Source organism: Solibacillus sp. iso_87, assembly GCF_056173085.1.
The window spans coordinates 1,702,054-1,718,625 of sequence record NZ_CM149656.1; the positions used below are offsets into that span (position 1 = coordinate 1,702,054).

At 36.5% G+C, this 16,572-nt stretch carries 21 protein-coding genes; 19 read left to right on the forward strand and 2 right to left on the reverse strand.

The window, feature by feature from the left end; translation table 11 throughout:
• The first annotated feature begins 127 nt into the window (after positions 1-127).
• The 18 genes from AC0VXV_RS08385 (at position 128) to AC0VXV_RS08470 (ending at position 14,556) form a co-directional block, all read left to right on the forward strand.
• Positions 128-1,612, forward strand: a complete 1,485-nt coding sequence (locus tag AC0VXV_RS08385) for an MFS transporter (RefSeq protein ID WP_475531135.1) — start codon at positions 128-130, stop codon at positions 1,610-1,612.
• A 118-nt stretch (positions 1,613-1,730) separates the two neighbouring features.
• On the forward strand, positions 1,731-2,180 hold the full coding sequence (locus AC0VXV_RS08390) for a protoporphyrinogen oxidase (protein ID WP_413078139.1): 450 nt from the start codon (positions 1,731-1,733) through the stop codon (positions 2,178-2,180).
• Positions 2,181-3,119 carry a TRM11 family SAM-dependent methyltransferase gene (locus tag AC0VXV_RS08395; RefSeq protein ID WP_475531136.1) on the forward strand — a complete coding sequence of 313 codons (939 nt, stop codon included), beginning with the start codon at positions 2,181-2,183 and terminating at the stop codon, positions 3,117-3,119.
• 128 nt (positions 3,120-3,247) lie between these two features.
• Entirely contained in the window at positions 3,248-3,682 is a 435-nt protein-coding gene (locus tag AC0VXV_RS08400; RefSeq protein WP_475531137.1) for a MarR family winged helix-turn-helix transcriptional regulator, read from the forward strand.
• A gap of 76 nt (positions 3,683-3,758) precedes the next feature.
• Positions 3,759-4,742, forward strand: a complete 984-nt coding sequence (locus AC0VXV_RS08405; RefSeq protein WP_475531138.1) for a ring-cleaving dioxygenase — start codon at positions 3,759-3,761, stop codon at positions 4,740-4,742.
• 33 nt (positions 4,743-4,775) lie between these two features.
• The gene (locus AC0VXV_RS08410) at positions 4,776-5,378 is read left to right on the forward strand and encodes an alpha/beta hydrolase (RefSeq protein ID WP_475531139.1); all 603 of its coding nucleotides are present in this window, start codon (positions 4,776-4,778) and stop codon (positions 5,376-5,378) included.
• Positions 5,379-5,809: 431 nt separating this feature from the next.
• Complete coding sequence (gene rnz / locus AC0VXV_RS08415) at positions 5,810-6,751, forward strand: ribonuclease Z (RefSeq protein WP_475531140.1); 942 nt, start codon at positions 5,810-5,812, stop codon at positions 6,749-6,751.
• A 120-nt stretch (positions 6,752-6,871) separates the two neighbouring features.
• Complete coding sequence (locus tag AC0VXV_RS08420) at positions 6,872-7,105, forward strand: acyl-phosphate glycerol 3-phosphate acyltransferase (protein ID WP_413078143.1); 234 nt, start codon at positions 6,872-6,874, stop codon at positions 7,103-7,105.
• Between the two features lie 195 nt (positions 7,106-7,300).
• Positions 7,301-7,507, forward strand: coding sequence for a hypothetical protein (locus AC0VXV_RS08425; protein ID WP_475531141.1), 207 nt, complete (start codon positions 7,301-7,303; stop codon positions 7,505-7,507).
• A 67-nt stretch (positions 7,508-7,574) separates the two neighbouring features.
• A complete protein-coding gene (locus AC0VXV_RS08430; protein ID WP_475531142.1) occupies positions 7,575-7,904 on the forward strand; it encodes a histidine kinase in 330 nt (109 codons plus the stop codon).
• A gap of 10 nt (positions 7,905-7,914) precedes the next feature.
• Positions 7,915-8,682: a hypothetical protein gene (locus tag AC0VXV_RS08435; RefSeq protein ID WP_475531143.1), complete on the forward strand. Its 768-nt coding sequence runs from the start codon at positions 7,915-7,917 to the stop codon at positions 8,680-8,682.
• A gap of 126 nt (positions 8,683-8,808) precedes the next feature.
• On the forward strand, positions 8,809-9,090 hold the full coding sequence (locus AC0VXV_RS08440) for a hypothetical protein (RefSeq protein WP_475531144.1): 282 nt from the start codon (positions 8,809-8,811) through the stop codon (positions 9,088-9,090).
• A 94-nt stretch (positions 9,091-9,184) separates the two neighbouring features.
• Positions 9,185-9,880, forward strand: a complete 696-nt coding sequence (locus AC0VXV_RS08445; protein ID WP_475531145.1) for an MraY family glycosyltransferase — start codon at positions 9,185-9,187, stop codon at positions 9,878-9,880.
• Between the two features lie 155 nt (positions 9,881-10,035).
• Complete coding sequence (locus tag AC0VXV_RS08450) at positions 10,036-10,179, forward strand: hypothetical protein (RefSeq protein ID WP_475531146.1); 144 nt, start codon at positions 10,036-10,038, stop codon at positions 10,177-10,179.
• 150 nt (positions 10,180-10,329) lie between these two features.
• Positions 10,330-11,298 (forward strand): hypothetical protein, encoded by a 969-nt coding sequence (locus AC0VXV_RS08455; protein WP_475531147.1) that lies wholly within the window; start codon positions 10,330-10,332, stop codon positions 11,296-11,298.
• Between the two features lie 116 nt (positions 11,299-11,414).
• A complete protein-coding gene (locus tag AC0VXV_RS08460) occupies positions 11,415-11,870 on the forward strand; it encodes an NUDIX hydrolase (RefSeq protein WP_475531425.1) in 456 nt (151 codons plus the stop codon).
• Positions 11,871-11,908: 38 nt separating this feature from the next.
• Positions 11,909-12,082 (forward strand): tRNA U-34 5-methylaminomethyl-2-thiouridine biosynthesis protein, encoded by a 174-nt coding sequence (locus tag AC0VXV_RS08465; protein ID WP_475531148.1) that lies wholly within the window; start codon positions 11,909-11,911, stop codon positions 12,080-12,082.
• 269 nt (positions 12,083-12,351) lie between these two features.
• Entirely contained in the window at positions 12,352-14,556 is a 2,205-nt protein-coding gene (locus AC0VXV_RS08470; protein WP_475531149.1) for a transglycosylase domain-containing protein, read from the forward strand.
• Between the two features lie 233 nt (positions 14,557-14,789).
• On the opposite strand, the gene AC0VXV_RS08475 is transcribed toward AC0VXV_RS08470, so the two are convergent.
• Positions 14,790-15,182 (reverse strand): cohesin, encoded by a 393-nt coding sequence (locus tag AC0VXV_RS08475; protein WP_475531150.1) that lies wholly within the window; start codon positions 15,180-15,182, stop codon positions 14,790-14,792.
• Positions 15,183-15,447: 265 nt separating this feature from the next.
• Positions 15,448-16,002 (reverse strand): nucleotidyltransferase family protein, encoded by a 555-nt coding sequence (locus AC0VXV_RS08480; RefSeq protein WP_475531151.1) that lies wholly within the window; start codon positions 16,000-16,002, stop codon positions 15,448-15,450.
• A 196-nt stretch (positions 16,003-16,198) separates the two neighbouring features.
• On the opposite strand from AC0VXV_RS08480, the gene AC0VXV_RS08485 reads away from it, so the two are divergent.
• On the forward strand, positions 16,199-16,486 hold the full coding sequence (locus tag AC0VXV_RS08485) for a 3-isopropylmalate dehydrogenase (protein ID WP_475531152.1): 288 nt from the start codon (positions 16,199-16,201) through the stop codon (positions 16,484-16,486).
• Positions 16,487-16,572 lie beyond the last annotated feature (86 nt).

The window sequence follows — 16,572 nt, forward strand, 5'->3', positions numbered from 1 at the left end:
TACAGCTTGCGATTTTTAATTTTCACCAAACTCGTATATTGTATTGTGAGAATAATTTTCATTTAGTTAGGTGACTACGAAAGACCCATGCTATAATAGGATTGATATTATGCTTCAGGAGGACACTATGCGTATACATCCTATCCGATTTTTACGAATAATGGGCTTACTCGACGGGATTTCGCTCATTACATTATTACTTATTTCCATGCCGCTTAAGTATTTAGCGGATTTACCGCAATTTGTGACGGTAAATGGCAGCATACATGGCGGTATTTTTATAGCTTATTTTCTCGCAATTGTCATCGTGCACCTGCGCATTCAATGGCATATAGGCTGGTCATTGTTAAGCGTGCTGGTCGCATTTATTCCATTTGGCAATTTTCTATTCGACCATCAACTGAAAAAAATGCAGCCATCATTACATACAAAGCCATTTCCGAAACATTGGCTCGTTTATGCCATCATTTTCTTCTCGTTTTTCGATCTGTTTGTCCAGCTGCCGATTATGAGTACATATGCATTGTCGGTCGGCGCGACAACATTTATCGCGGGGATTGTCGTTGGCCTTTATTCATTTATGAATACATTCGGCAATATCTTTTCCGGAATTTTCACTGATAAAATTGGGGCATTTCGTATATTAGTATTCGGCTTGTTGACGTCTGCAATCTCGCTATTATGCTACCAACTTGTCGATAATGCGACGGCCCTTTTAATCGTCCGCTGTATTCACGGGTTTAGTAGCGGATTTATTACTCCGGCGGCCTTTACATTGCTTGCGAATATGCGTGCATCCAACGAACAGGGAAGCGGCAGCGCGGTTACAGGTTCGTTTGTCGGTATTGCGGCGATTTTCGGTCCGGCTTCAAGCGGTATTCTGGCAAGCAAAATTTCAGTGCCGAATGTACTTGGAATCGTTGCACTGTCCGGCATTGTCTTATTGGTCGGCCTGTTCCTGTTTTTACGCAAATCACCGTTACCAAAACGGAGAAAACAGCAGGCAACCGAAAAGTTCAATTGGAACAGCGGTATTTTAAAAGCATATGGCGGCGCATTTTTCCTTATGTTTTCACAAGGTGTTCTCGCGTATTTATTGCCGATTTACGTTCAAGGTTTAGGGTATGGTTCGCGAGTATCCGGTACATTACTAAGTGTATTCGGAATTGTAGCTGTCCTGATTTTTATATTACCGACGAACAAGATTTTCGATTATTTGAATCCGCAAGTGACATTGTTCTTCGGAGTGCTATTACTCGGACTTGCTCAGATCGGCATCGGTCTGACAACGGAAATGTCATGGCTATATGCAATACTGGCACTTTACGGGATTGGATTTGCGTTTTTATTCCCTTCTATTAATTCCATATTAATTGAAGCAACGACTGAACAGACTCGCGGGAAAGCGTACGGCTATTTTTATGCGTTTTTCTCTATTGGAGTAGTCGCAGGGTCTTCACTATTAGGTGCACTTGATTTAGTAGGAACATCCGGCTTTATATTTACAGGAACATTATTGTTTAGTTTCTGTATCGTTGTTCTTTATACATTTATGAAATCTGGTGCGTCTTTCGTGAAGGTACAGCATAAGGAAAAAATGCATCATTCATAAATACACAGTTTTCCTTTTTGAAAGAAATTTCTTTCTAATGCGCTTTAAACAATAGTCATGTATACTGGACTAGGTGATTTTTTAATGGGCGAATATGGAATCGAAAGGAATTATAATCATGGTACAATTACATTTAGAAGTATTAGAACGTTGCAGTAAAGAAACAGAAGATACAATTACAGCGGAAAGTAATGCATTTGCATCAACACCGATCCACTATTTAAAGGACAATCAAGGTGAATTTATTTATGTAGAATGTGCACAATTCAACGATATTCGCATCGATGCGGTAGCACTTGAATTTGATGATGCATTTAATCTGTATACGGCATTATTCGGCTTAAAACTGCAAAAGAAACATGGTGAAGTAATTCGTCAATATTTGAAAGACAATGTGAAATCTGCATTAGGAAGCAGCAGTGCAGCGTTCTCCGGTCAAGAAGGGCTTTGGGAACTGAACATTGCGTTCGACTGCATTGAAGGTTTCCATGAGAAGATGACGATTACAGAAGTTTGTGAAATGCTTTATCAATTTGTTGCGCAATTATTATCGACAGTCGAGAAATAAATGACGCAAAAATACTTATATAGCTTTACTTGGCAGCGAGATGAATATGAACTTTCACGTTTGGAAATGCGCACATTTTTTAACTTTCAAGTGGAGGGAAATGTTTTAATTAGTCAAGAAATAATAGAGCCGAGTCGTAGTCCGTATATGCGTTCAAGGTTAGCCGTTTTCCATGAAGCGAGTTCAATAGAGCAGCTGGTAGAAATGGCGGCACAGCTGGAGCTTGGACAAAAGACGTTCAAAATTCACTGTTTAAATAATAGTGATGATGCGATTAAGCCAAAACTTAACCGAGCGATTCGAAACGACTATATGATTCGCCTTAGCTCAGCAATCAATGCCGAACCGGAACTTGTAAAGCCGGACGTAGTATTGGGTCTTTTTATTCACGAGGAGCGTTATTATTTAGGCGAGCTTACATACGGTGAAGCGGTTTGGCTGAAGCATATGCAAAAGCCTGAAATGTACTCTACGGCACTGAGTACACGGGATGCCCGTGCGATTGTCAATATTGCGGTACCGTTTCCGGACGAATTAAAAGTTATCGATCCTTGCTGTGGCATCGGTACGGTACTTGTGGAAGCGATGAGTATGGGCATTGCAATTGAAGGGCGCGACATTAATAAACGTGTTGTGTGGGGTTCCCGGATTAATCTTCGTCACTTCGGCTATGAACCGAACGTGGAGATCGGTCCGATTGAAGAGGCAAGTGAAGGCTATGATGTGGCAATTATTGATATGCCGTACAATTTATTTACGCATATTACGGGTGAGCTGCAGCAAAGCATCATTACAAATGCCCGTCGGATCGCAAAACGGGTTATCATTGTGACAATCGAATCGATGGACGATAAAATTCATGAAGCCGGTTTAACAATTATCGATAGAGCCATATTGAAAAAAGGAAAATTCGAACGCCAAGTTTTAATATGTGAATAGAAGAAACGTTTCGATTCAGTGTAGAACTGGATTGGAACGTTTTTTGTTTGACACTGCATTTTATACATGATATATTTATCTCGAATTAAAGATAAATGAATTCGTGATAACAGAGAGGAGGGTACTTTATGAGTAAATATGACAAACAATTAAAAGCATTTACTGTTTTGCATCGGGCTCAAACTTCCGTTCAAGAAGCAACGAAAAAAGATATCCAGCAGCATAATTTGAATTTAACGGAATTTGCCGTAATGGAATTGCTTTATCATAAAGGAGATCAGCCTATCCAAATCATCGGTAAAAAAGTATTGATCGCAAGCAGCAGCATTACGTATGTCGTCGATAAACTGGAGAAGAAAAATCTCGTTGCACGTGTTGCCTGTCCGACAGATCGCCGTGTTACATTTGTTTCATTAACGGATGAAGGAAAACGGATGATTGAATCGATTTTCCCATCACATGAAGAAAAGATTGCATCGATTTTTGATGTGTTATCGGATGAAGAGCTGCAAAACTTAACAGACTATTTAAAGCGTGTGGGACACCATGCGAACAAATTATAAATTGATTACAAGCATCGGGTTCGGTGCATTTTTCTTAAACTAATATCTCGATATCGAGAAAATGGAGGCTATACAGATGAACCATATTAAAGGAATTCACCACGTAACAGCGATTACAAGCAGTGCAGAAAAAAACTATGAATTTTTCACATATGTATTAGGAATGCGTCTAGTGAAAAAAACAGTCAACCAGGATGATATTCAAACATACCACCTGTTTTTCGCGGATGATAAAGGGTCTGCAGGAACAGATATGACATTCTTTGATTTTCCGAGAATCCCGAAAGGACGTCACGGGACGGATGAAATCTACAAAACAGCTTTCCGTGTACCAAATGATGCGGCACTGGATTATTGGGAAAAACGTTTTGACCGTCTGAAAATACAGCATGAAGGCATCAAACCATTGTTCGGCAAGCAAACATTATCATTCATCGATTTCGATGACCAGCAATATATGCTCATTTCAGATGAAAACAATGAAGGGATCGCATCAGGGACACCATGGCAAAATGGTCCGATTCCATTAGAGTTTGCGATTACAGGCTTAGGTCCGATTCATGTACGCGTTTCGAACTTTGATTATTTCAAAGAAGTTCTTGAGAAGGTATTAGTAATGCGTGAAACAGCTAAAGAAGATTCACTGCACTTATTTGAAGTAGGAGAAGGCGGCAACGGAGCATCTGTAATTGTCGAGCACAATACAGTATTACAGCCTGGCCGTCAAGGTTTCGGTACAGTTCACCATGCAGCGTTCCGTGTAGAAGATACAGCCGTGTTGCGTGAATGGATCGGGCGTCTTGAAAGCTTCGGATTCGGTACTTCAGGCTATGTGGACCGTTTCTTCTTTGAATCGCTTTATGCACGTGTAGCACCGGGGATTTTATTTGAATGGGCAACAGATGGACCAGGATTCATGGGCGATGAGCCATATGAAACAGTAGGGGAAATCCTATCATTGCCGCCATTCCTTGAGAGCAAACGCGACTATATTGAAAGTGTTGTGCGTCCGATTGATACAGTACGCTCAACAAAAACTATCGAAAAAGAATACGAATAATACGACTATCAAAACGAGAATGGAGAATGTCCGATGAACTATATTTTTAATAAAGGTAAAGAAGACAAGCCTGTATTTTTACTGCTGCACGGTACTGGCGGAGATGAAAATAGCCTGCTTGCACTGGCAGAAATCATTGATCCGGAAGCATCGGTTTTAAGTGTACGAGGAAATATTTTAGAACACGGGATGCCACGATTTTTCCGACGTTTAGCAGAAGGCGTTTTTGATATGGAAGATTTGGCTTTCCGTACAAAGGAACTGTATGAATTTATCGGCGAGAAAGCAAGTGAGTATGGCTTTGACCGTCAAAACATCATTGCGATCGGTTATTCAAATGGTGCCAATATCGCAGCAAACCTGCTATTTGAATATGAAAATGCATTAAAAGGTGCGATTCTGCATCATCCAATGGTTCCGAATCATGAAGCAACTGTTGCAAAACAAGACGGCACCCATGTATTTATCGCGGCAGGAGTGAATGACCCGATTTGCCCGCAGCAAGAAGCGATTGATCTGGAGCGTTACTTAACGGATGCAGGAGCGAACGTGACATTGGAATGGGAATCGAACGGTCACCAACTGACGATGAATGAAGTACAAAAAGCGAAGGCTTGGTATGAGCGCACATTTTAATTAAAGATTGTTCAAAAGGCCCTTTCCGGTTTCAGGAAAGGGTTCCTTCTAGTTAAGTGTTTTTCTTTTTACATTTTTTATTATCCGCGAAGACAGCAATTAAGGTCCCGGATAACACCGTCATCCATAAAATTAGGCTCATTTTTTCAACTCCAATCGTTTGTTTCATTAATATATGTTTACTGGTGGGGAAGGATAAGTTGAATAGTCAGTTTAGCCAAGGAGCAGGTTTTAATAAGGAATAAGCAAAGCCGACCTTAATTTTTCCGTTATTCAAGTGATGAAGTAGGGAATTTTATCATTCCAAATGGTCATTTCTATTGTCGCCTCATTTTTTCTTTGCATAAACTTATTTGCGACCTATAATAAAGACAACGATAGTAAAAAGCTTCTACATGAGGCAAACTAAACTCGTGTTAGGAGGAAATGACATGCAAATCCAATTTTTAGGCACTGGTGCAGGGATGCCGTCAAAAGAACGCAATACGAGTTCGATTGCATTCAAACTGTTGGAAGAACAGGGCTCTATTTGGCTGTTTGACTGCGGGGAAGCGACCCAGCATCAAATTTTGCATACAACGATTAAACCGCGCAGAATCGATAAAATCTTTATTACTCATTTACACGGTGACCATATTTTCGGGCTGCCCGGTTTTTTGAGTTCCCGATCCTTTTTAGGTGGGGAGGACGTGCTTACAATTTACGGGCCGGCCGGGTTACAACAATGGATTGAGCAAACATTACAATTATCGAAAACCCATTTAACGTATCCGATAGAATTTGTCGAAGTAAAAGATGGAATCGTATTTGAAGATGAGAAGTTTTCGGTACGTGCACTGCCGCTTCAGCATGTTGTCCCATGTTTCGGCTACCGGATTGAACAAAAGCCGATGCAGGGTGAGCTGCTGATCGACAAGGCTCTGGCATTAGGTGTGCCGAAAGGTCCGTTATTAGGCCAATTAAAAGCAGGTCACTCAGTACAATTGGAAGATGGAACTCTTGTAGAAAGCGGTGATGTGACGTCACCACCACAGCAAGGGTTCACTGTTGCAATTTTAGGGGATACAAAGTATTGCGAAAACAGTATCCGTTTAGCGCAAAATGCGGATGTTGTCGTACACGAAGCAACCTTTGACCATTCCACAATTGAACTGGCGGGCAAGTACGGACATGCGACCAATACAGAAGCAGCAAAAATCGCGAAAGAGGCACAAGCGAGACATTTGCTGTTGAATCATATAAGCGCCCGTTTTTTGAAGCATGATCTAATTCCGTTTTTGGAAGAAGCAAAAGCGATCTTCGAAAACAGTTACTTAGCAAATGATTTCAGCCAATACGAGTGGCGGAAAAACGAATTGCTGGAAATTGAATAGATTAATTTAATCGAGGTGTATAGTAAACGGGGTGAATGTTTACTATATGCTTCTTTACTTTTTAAGAGAATTTTGTTCAATTACAGAAATATTCCGCTATAATGGAGAAAAGGGGGATGAATGATGCAGCAACCGACAATTTCACCGAAAGTATTACGATTGCTAGTTATTTTTCCAAATGTCATGAGCTATATTCTGTTATTTGGGGTCGTTGTGTACATACGAACAAACTTGGAAATGCTGAAGGCGACAGACAGCTTAACGACGTGGCTGATCATTGCCGCGGTATTAGGGCCGATTTCACTCTATACGACATTCAGTATTGTGAAGCGGATTAAGAATGGAACTTTGTAAATGGTTCCAGTTTGCTTAAGGGGAAAAATTAATAAATCACATGCCAAAGCACTCAGTTATTTTTTGAACTGAGTGTTTTTTGAATTAGAGAATTTAATTCCAGGGTGTTGTAAAAATTTTGAAACTAATGATAATTTCAATCGTATATTAGTTATTATACAAGTTGGGACGGTGATTAAGGTGGTATTTGTTATATTGTCATGGGCTTTACTTTATGGGGTGACCATTTGGACTTATTTAAACCCTAAAGAAAGCTTGTTATGGGGACGAAGAGGAATATACAAAGAAGAACCTGAAATAACTGAACGTGTCATTCAAAATACAAAAAAGAAAGCCTTAATCACGATTATCATCTTCCCAATAATGTCAATTCTATTTTTTCTTTCCATTTATATTCTATAAAATATATTTGTGAATTTATAAAACATGACTTCATGAAGGCATGTTCTATACTTCGGAGGGAAGGCACTTGAAAAAAATATTTCTCTTTAATCTACTATTTTGTATAGTGGTTGTTTTTGTTGCTTTCAATTATTTTAATATTAAATCTCGAAGTGCGGTTGTATTTAATTATGTGGGAGACTACATGGAAACTAACTATGAGATTGATCGGGAAAATATCATTTTGGTAGAAAATAATTACCGAAGAGGAATGGGGTTGTTTGAAATAGAAGTTAAAGATATAGTTACAGAAACCTATTACTTTTATGAAGTCGATATTAGTGATGACTATTCATTATACTATTTTAAAGATCTTTCAGAGTTACATCGTAAAAATAAGGCTGATCAAGAAAGGTGAGAGATAGGAAATGATGAAACAAATTTATGCTTTCGAAAGTATTCCGGATTATGAAAATTATAAAGACGAAATCGATTTATTAAATAAAAAATTGAAGACGTATAAAGAATTGTTAATTAACCAATATGAGCTCAAAGAGTTACCTAAATCAATCGTGTGGACAAGTAGTAAGAATGCCACTACCGTATTTTCACAAGTTCCTGTGCCTGCCTATACGAATCGGGAAACAATCTATATGTCGCCAAGTGTTAGCGAATGGAAGGCATTTTACCTTTCCCAATTGGATGATGAGGAACTGGAGAATAGTGATGAAATTCAGTACATAAAAAATTATTTCCATTCACTGACGATCGATGATGTTTTTTGTATATTAGCACATGAACTAACACATCATATTGAACTCTTTCCTGATGAGTTTGAAGAAGAGCGAAATAATAGTATTTGGTTTGAAGAAGGAATGTGTGAATATCTATCTCAAAGAATGACATTACCGGAACATCGATATAAAGAATTAAGAAAAAATGAAAACTTATTGATTAACCTATTTAAGCCAAAGTATGGAAGCTTTTCATTAGATGATTTTGGAGCAGGTAGTTATAATCAAACATCCTTAGCTTCAATTATGCTGAATTATTGGAGAAGCGCTGCTGCAGTTCATTATTTAGTAGAATGTCGCTATGAAGGCAACGTAATGAAGGTCCTTAGCAACTATATAGAATGGCATGAAAATGGGAGACAGCAACCTTTAACTGAATATTTTGGTGTGGAGAAATTTTAAATCCAACAAGCGGGCGGAATTCATGAAGAAGAATTCCGCCTTTTCAGCTGAAGGTGTTTCCATTTTACCAAATAGATAATCTGTTTGTGCTAATATAATCCTAAGTCTTTGCATTAGGAGGTTCACATGAATTTAATAGCGCAACATCCTTATATTAAGGTAGAAAGAACTGTGACAGGTACTGAACAGTTTGAAATAGAGCATGACCGGGTCATTTACTTATACAATGATAAAGTCGTTACCCAGCATCGAGAATTTCCAATTAAGATTGTAATGGATTTTTCTTACCGGGAAATTGCAAAACAAGGTGGGATACTTTATTTACATACGCTGCAAGGTGTATATACGTATATCGTGAAATCCTCACCTGAAGCTTTCATCAGTGCATATAGAGCTTACTTCAAGTGAAAGTGGTATTCAAATAATTGGATTTTTATGGTATTGTTTTGAGTGAGACTTGAATGAACATAAAAAGTTAAGTCGCATAACAAGGAGGAGAAATTTGTTATATTTCACACTATTAATAGGCTTGTTTCTAGTCATAATGACAACGAAGCTTACTCAAAAATTTAAATTATCAAGCATTTGGTTGATAGTAGGTCAAATTGGCGCATCATTACTCATTATATTGTTTGGCGATCTTGAGGTTACTTATATTAATCAAATTGAATTAGGTTTCTTGGCAATTCCATTTTCTTTATTATTCCTAGTAGGGTTAACTAATGTAATGAATATAGAAAAAGAGCAACAGCCCATAATCTTGCTGCTCCCATGTATTTCTTTACTTTGTCTTTCCATAGTGGCTCTATTGATGGATTATACATTTGTTTCTATTTCCGGACTATTTGCTGTGTTAACTGTTATGTTATGTGTTTCTATTTCAGGGGGAAAAAATTTAGGGAGAACCTTTACGACATCTTTAGGTTTTGTAATAGCAGTGCTGTCACTATTTTTATTTGAAATTTCATTTATTACAATCTACATTCCAATTTTTACTTTAGCATTACCGTTAGCAATTTATCTTTTCTTACAAAATAAAATTACTAGTGCACAATCAATGATAATTAGCGCTTCAGTAGCTGTTTTGTTTGGATTACTAATGTTTGTTATTCCTTTTAATATAATTTGGTACTTGGTCGTTGGAGCAACAGTTATTTTGGCTATTTCCCAATTCTCAAGTAAGTATCGATTTATTTAGAAGCACCTTATATTTTTGAAATAAGTACTTTATTAAGTGGCGCGATTCTATAATAAGGATCTGCGCTTGTTTTATTTAGGGGGGAAATCTTGTGCAAATAACCCTATGCAAATAAAATGAATATAAAAATGTCAGAAAAAGAAGGAAAGTAACTAATGGGTACACTATTCGCGATTTTAATTTTCGTTGGCCTTTTTGCTATTTATGATTTAATACGAAGAATGAACAATAATATTCTGGAACAGTCAGAAGAAATAAAGAAGTTAAGAGATGAAATAAATCAAATAGATGTTAAATAATGTAAGAGAGGGAGAGAAAGTTTATCGAAATAACAAATTTAGATTATCGATTCTTAAGGGGAATATATACTGCAGTTTTTAAAATTTTCAAAGGATAAAGCATGGTTATTATCCGTTTTTTTATGTAAAAATGAATAAGGGGATTTTTAAGTGATCAATGAACTATTAATTGATGATGTACAAGAAGCTCAAAAATATACAAATTTCGTAATATTAATGCCTTCATTACCTGACTCGTATATCCTTAAAAATATTACGTTAAAAAAAGAAACAAATAAGCAACGTTCTTCCATTCGCTTTGAAATACATAGTAAAGGAAAAGTCCTCCGAATTAAACAATTTTTCTATGATTGGGCGATACCTGTAATTACAGCAGATACGAATTTAATACAACAAGGAAAGTCTTTTGAAATAGAAGGTATTGTCGGTTTTATTGGTATTGATTACAAAGGTAATCAAGCTGCTAGTTTTTGTAGATGGTTCACTAATATTGAACTCTCTGTAATAGCGGGAACTTTTGATGAAAAGGAAATTTTAATGATATTACAAAGTTTAAAAGCAGTTGATAGCGATTCCATTTGCACAATAGGTGAACAGTCTTATACTTCCAGTAGTTACACAGCTCGTTATAACAAATCGAAATGGGATACAGATGACGAAGTTTCTCGTGTAACTTGGGATGAGGCTAACGAAAAAAGACGAATTGAAGAGAGCCTAAAAATTAAAATCCCTAAAAGATATAATGAATTTTTTTTGGACTCAATAGGTTTTAAAGAAAATGAAGCCGGGTCAGAATATCATTTTTTATATCGTTCTCAAGAAGATTTTACAAACGGATTTTGGCTGTGGATTGCCCCTAAAGAATTATCAGATCCGCTTCCTCAGTTTACAGGTCATAAAATTGGAACAAGGCAGAGCTGGAATATTAAGAGAGTGAATGGGTCTGTTATAAATATACCTGTTAATAATATTATAATGTGTCGCCAAAATACCAAATATAAAAGTTGGAGGGTACATTGGGAGAAAGATAACTATAATTTCCACTTTTATTCTAGGGCTAGTGTTAAAAATAATATTCGTGAGTTCCAATTATTTTTTACAGAATTGTATTCTAAGTAGATACATATAAAAACCCAAAACTATTTTCCAAACCAAGGAAAAGTGATTTTCTGCAATCGAACGCGATTCTATTATTAAGGATTAGCGCTACAAAATACTATTAGAAGGTGATTACACTGGGATATATTATGGATTTACGAAAGAAGATTGGTACTGATCCCATAATTATGGTGGGAGCTTGCGTTTTAATATTGAATGAGAAAGCACAACTACTTTTACAACAAAGAAAAGATAATAAAAGCTGGGGACTTCCTGGTGGTGCCATGGAATTAGGTGAAAGCTTGGAAGAAGTTGCAGTGAGGGAAATGGAAGAGGAAACCGGATTAATCCCAACTCAGTTACAATTATTCAGAACATTTTCAGGTAAAGAATTTTATTACAAATATCCTCATGGTGATGAGGTTTATAACGTCGTGACCGCATTTATCTGTAATAACTATGAAGGTTCAATTAAATTTGATGAAACAGAAGCAATTGATATTCGATTTTTTGATTTAACTGATTTACCTGTACGTATCAGCCCACCAGATTATCCAGTAATTAAGAATTTCTTGAAAACTTGTAATTTCTAAATAAACAATATTTAATCTATAAATTTAGGAGGTAGAGAGTGAAAAATATACTTGGTTTAATAATAGGGACTATTGCAGGTTGGCTAATATGGGGATATTTTACGGATGACTTTTCAGGGGAAAGGTTGTTCATGTTTTTAATGGGAATCATTATAGGGTACATAATTGGTAGAATTAAACCAAAAGGAAAAAAGGTTGATTTAGGAACTTGATAGTTGCTTATTATTTAATGATAAAAAAATATTCATGAATGCTTTATTTTAATAAGCATTTTAATTAATTGGGCGTGATTCTGAAACAAGAATTAGCGCCCTTTTCTCTTTTAAGAGCCATATTATGTAGGAGAAATAGCATGAATGCAATGGTTTTAGTAGAGGACAAAGTAGCGGTTTAACAAAATCCTATTGACTATGCATATATCCTAACTAACAATATCCTTTATGCAGAAACTGAATTGTAAGATTAAAAGGTGGAACGAAACGTGAAAAGAGTGGAAAGAAGACAGCAACAAAAATTAACCGGGCGGATATGGCGTAAGGTTAAAGATAAAAAAATAATGATGAAAGTTATAGTAGGAGCTTCAATATTTTTATTGTGCTGTTTCCTCATACTTAATATTTTTATTTGGACAAGCGATGTCAGTAAACTAGAAGAACCTACGCCACAACCAACTATTATTTATGATCAAAACGGAGAGGTAGCCAGTAAGGTGACAGGCTCCAAAATAGATGGAGTCAATATAGAACAGATTCCGGAACATCTTATTCACGCTGTGATTGCAACAGAAGACCAGAAGTTTTACAAGCATAATGGAATTAATGTTATAGGAATTGTACGTGCGATGACTCAAAACACGATGAGAGGAGAAATTGTGGCGGGAGGAAGTACGATTACACAGCAGTTAGCTAAAAATGTCTTTCTAACACAAGAACGTACATATACGAGAAAGTTAAAAGAACTGATTTTGACGAAAAAAATTGAACAAACATATGATAAAGACGAAATTATGGAACGCTACTTAAATCAGATCTATTTTGGTGAAGGAGCCTGGGGCATACAGCGTGCTTCCCAAACGTACTTCGGCAAAGATGTCAGTGAATTAACATTAGGTGAGTCGGCTATACTTGCGGGATTGATTAAAGCGCCTTCGATTTTGTCACCATTAAAAGACATGAATAAATCAGTTGAACGGAGAGACCTTGTTCTAGCATTAATGGAAAAGGAAGGTTACATTACTCAAAACGATGCGAAAATAGCGAAAGAACAACCTATCATAGTAGAGGGCAAAAAGATTGATAAGTATAAGGGGAAATATCCTTATTATGTCGACCATATTATTGAGGAAGCGATCGAACAATACGGGCTTACAGAAAATGAGGTTCTTTCGGGTGGACTTCATATTTATACAGAACTGAATCTTGCAATACAAAATGCAGTTGAACAGGTATATAACGATAATGCAATGTTCCCCGAAGAGCAATCTGACCAGTTAATCCAAAGTGGAGCGATCTTCATCAATCCATCAACAGGAGGAATCAGCGCACTTATTGGAGGAAGAGGGGAACATACTTTTAGAGGATTTAATCGAGCTACTCAATTAAAACGTCAACCCGCTTCAACTATGAAACCATTGGCGGCATATACCCCTGCTCTGGAGCAAGGATACGAAATCTATGATAAGTTACAAGATTCACCTATTAATATTGACGGGTATCAACCTATGAACTATGACAAACGATTCCATGGTGAAGTAACGATGTATGAAGCATTAGTGAATTCATACAACATCCCACCGGTATGGTTATTAAATAAAATGGGACTGAAATACGGTATAAATGCTGTTGAGCGTTTTGGTATTAAACTAAAAGAAGACGATCATAATTTAGGTTTAGCACTTGGTGGTATGAGTGAAGGCATATCTCCTTTATCTATGGCTCAGGCATATTCCACATTTCCTAATGATGGTGTAATGGTAGAAGCACACTCTATACAAAAAATTGAAGATGCAGATGGCGAGGTCATTGCTAAGTGGCATCATAATGAGACGAGCGTTACGAAGCCCCTAGTCGCTCAAGAAATAACTTATATGCTTAAGGGCGTTGTTGAAGAAGGTTCAGCAAAGAATGCTCAAGTGGAAGGATGGGAAGTAGCCGGTAAAACGGGCACGACCGAACTTCCTTTTGCGAATTCAAGGGGCGCGAAGGATCATTGGTTTGTAGGATATACGCCAGAAATTGTTGGGGCAGTTTGGATGGGATATGATCAAACAGATGAAAATCATTATTTGTTAGGAACTGGCGGATCTACTGTAACAAAGATTTTTAAAGCAGTTTTGGCTGAATCTATGACGGAATTTAACCAAAAAGAATTTAACTTACCTCTACTAGGCAAACAGCTAAAAGAGCAGGAAAAGAAAGAGGAAGAGCAGAGGAAGAAAGAAAAAGAGATAGAGAAAAAAGAGAAGAAGGATAAGGAGAAGAAAGAGAAAGAGAAAGAGAAAGAAAAAGAAAAAGAGAAGAAAGATAAGGATAAGGAGAAGAAAGAGAAAGAAAAAGAGAAGAAAGAGAAGGATAAAGAGAAGAAAGAGAAAGAAAAAGAGAAGAAAGAGATGGATAAAGAGAAGAAAGACAAGGAAAAGGAGAAGAAAGACAAGGAAAAGGAGAACAAAAAGGAGGAAAAAGAGTAATTTGAAATAATCAAGGTTTATTATGAGGGAAATCCTACTTTTCTAGATATAATCTGTTTGCCGGCTTTTGTAGCCATTTTTTCTAAGCAATTATTCATTTAGCCGAAGAGAAGGGTTCCATACCATCTTTATTGAAAAAAGGTTGAGTATTAAAATTTTTTTAATCTAAAGTGAAGAAGCCCGTGAAAAAATCTCACAGGCTTTGCTAATAAATTTATCAAGACTTAGGTATTCTACTTATCAAAATTCGCACCATTATCATGCTTAAATGTTTTGTCTTTAGTAGGGAGGAATTCCTTTGCAATCTCTTCTAGGCTCTTCTGTTGTGATTTCATCGGAGCAAACGCATTGGACATTCGATTTGTTTGATCATTTGCAGGGAGGAATTCTTTCGCAATTTCTTCCTGGCTTTTCGGTTGTGATTTCATTGAAGCAAATGCATTGGACATTCGGTTAGCTTGATCAGCAGGAAGGAACTCTTTTGCAATTTCTTCGATTTTGGATTTAGCATCGGTTGAAAGGATGGGTGAAAATTCTTTCGCGATCTCGTAAAGAGTACCTAGCTTCGATTGATCATTACTTGCCTGCTTGTTTTCTTTATTGTTCTTATTTGACAATGTTATCATCTCCTCATTTCTTAATATGAGAGATGGTGAATGGAATTATATCAAGAAATGATTGACAAATTTTTTAGTGATATTTTTGTTTTTTAGATAGTGAACGTCATGAAAAGAATAAAAATAAAATTGATCATCGGGCGCGATTCTATCAAAAGGATAGCGCTCGTATCGTTATGACGCTTGTATGTACTTAGTTGTTTTTGCTATGGGTATGTTCAGATTACTTACGGATTCTTTTTTTGAAGGCTGCCAAATGAAGCTTTGCTGACTTTTATTCCGAATCAATTTTTAATGTACTCCAAATAGAACCCCAATTTTTACTTTGTACTCGATTTGAATAAATAGGATGTAATTTGGAGTCTTGATTAAATGGAGGCGTAGGTCTAACTAGTCCTTCAAATAAATCATTTAAGCCATAAGGAGCTAAGATTTCTATCTGATTGTTATTTAAACGAACGGCTACTGCAGTTGGAGTTTCAGGGAAATGAGCAACACTTTCAAATGATGATGAATAGGGAGAAAGTCTGTTTTTAACATGCATTCTGGCTTGATTTTTTACGGACCAGGGCAGATGAGGCATACTCTTTTGCAACTCGGATTCTAACGCTTTTTCAGACTCTATTGAATTATTCAACTCGTCAAAATATATTACATCAATATCATTTATTTCTGTTTGTACATTATGTAAGTAATCCCAAACTTTATTTCGAATAACACCCGCTGCGACCCAGCAATCATTTAATTGTAATTCTTGCACGGTTTTTAAAATCGACATCATAAGTTGATCTGATTTTATAATGTTCGTTAACTCTAATTCGTAATCCAAATGTAATCATCTCCTTTTTTACTGCTATTATATCCTTAGTATTTTGAACTTGCTATTCCTCATAGAAGTTTATCAAACTTAATGCTTAGAATATTTTGCCTTAGAGAAGCACTGGAATTCAGATTGATTTCATTATGGGAAATTCTTAACAAGTTTTCAGTTAAACTGGTAAAGTATGTATATGGAGGGGAGTTTAATGGGTAATTTTTTCATCATACTAATGATCTTTTTAATCATTATTGCAAATGTTATTGGATTTATAGTCTTCAAAAAAGAGAAAAGTCTGTACTCTGCTGCATTAATAATATTACTTCTGGCAGGTGCATTTGGCGGACTAGGCATTGCATTAACATTATTTATTAATGATGCCTTTGCTATATTCTACGGGTTAAATCTTGCCGGCTATTTACTAATAAATAGCCTTATTGTATTTCTTCTTGCTATTTTAGTTACTATAATTAAAAAGTTATACAGTATTTTTTAATCCGAATTCAGAAATAGTTACTGTTTATTATAAAGGCAATCCTCATAAAATGAAGATTGCCTCAAATTGGTTATTTACTTTAACTA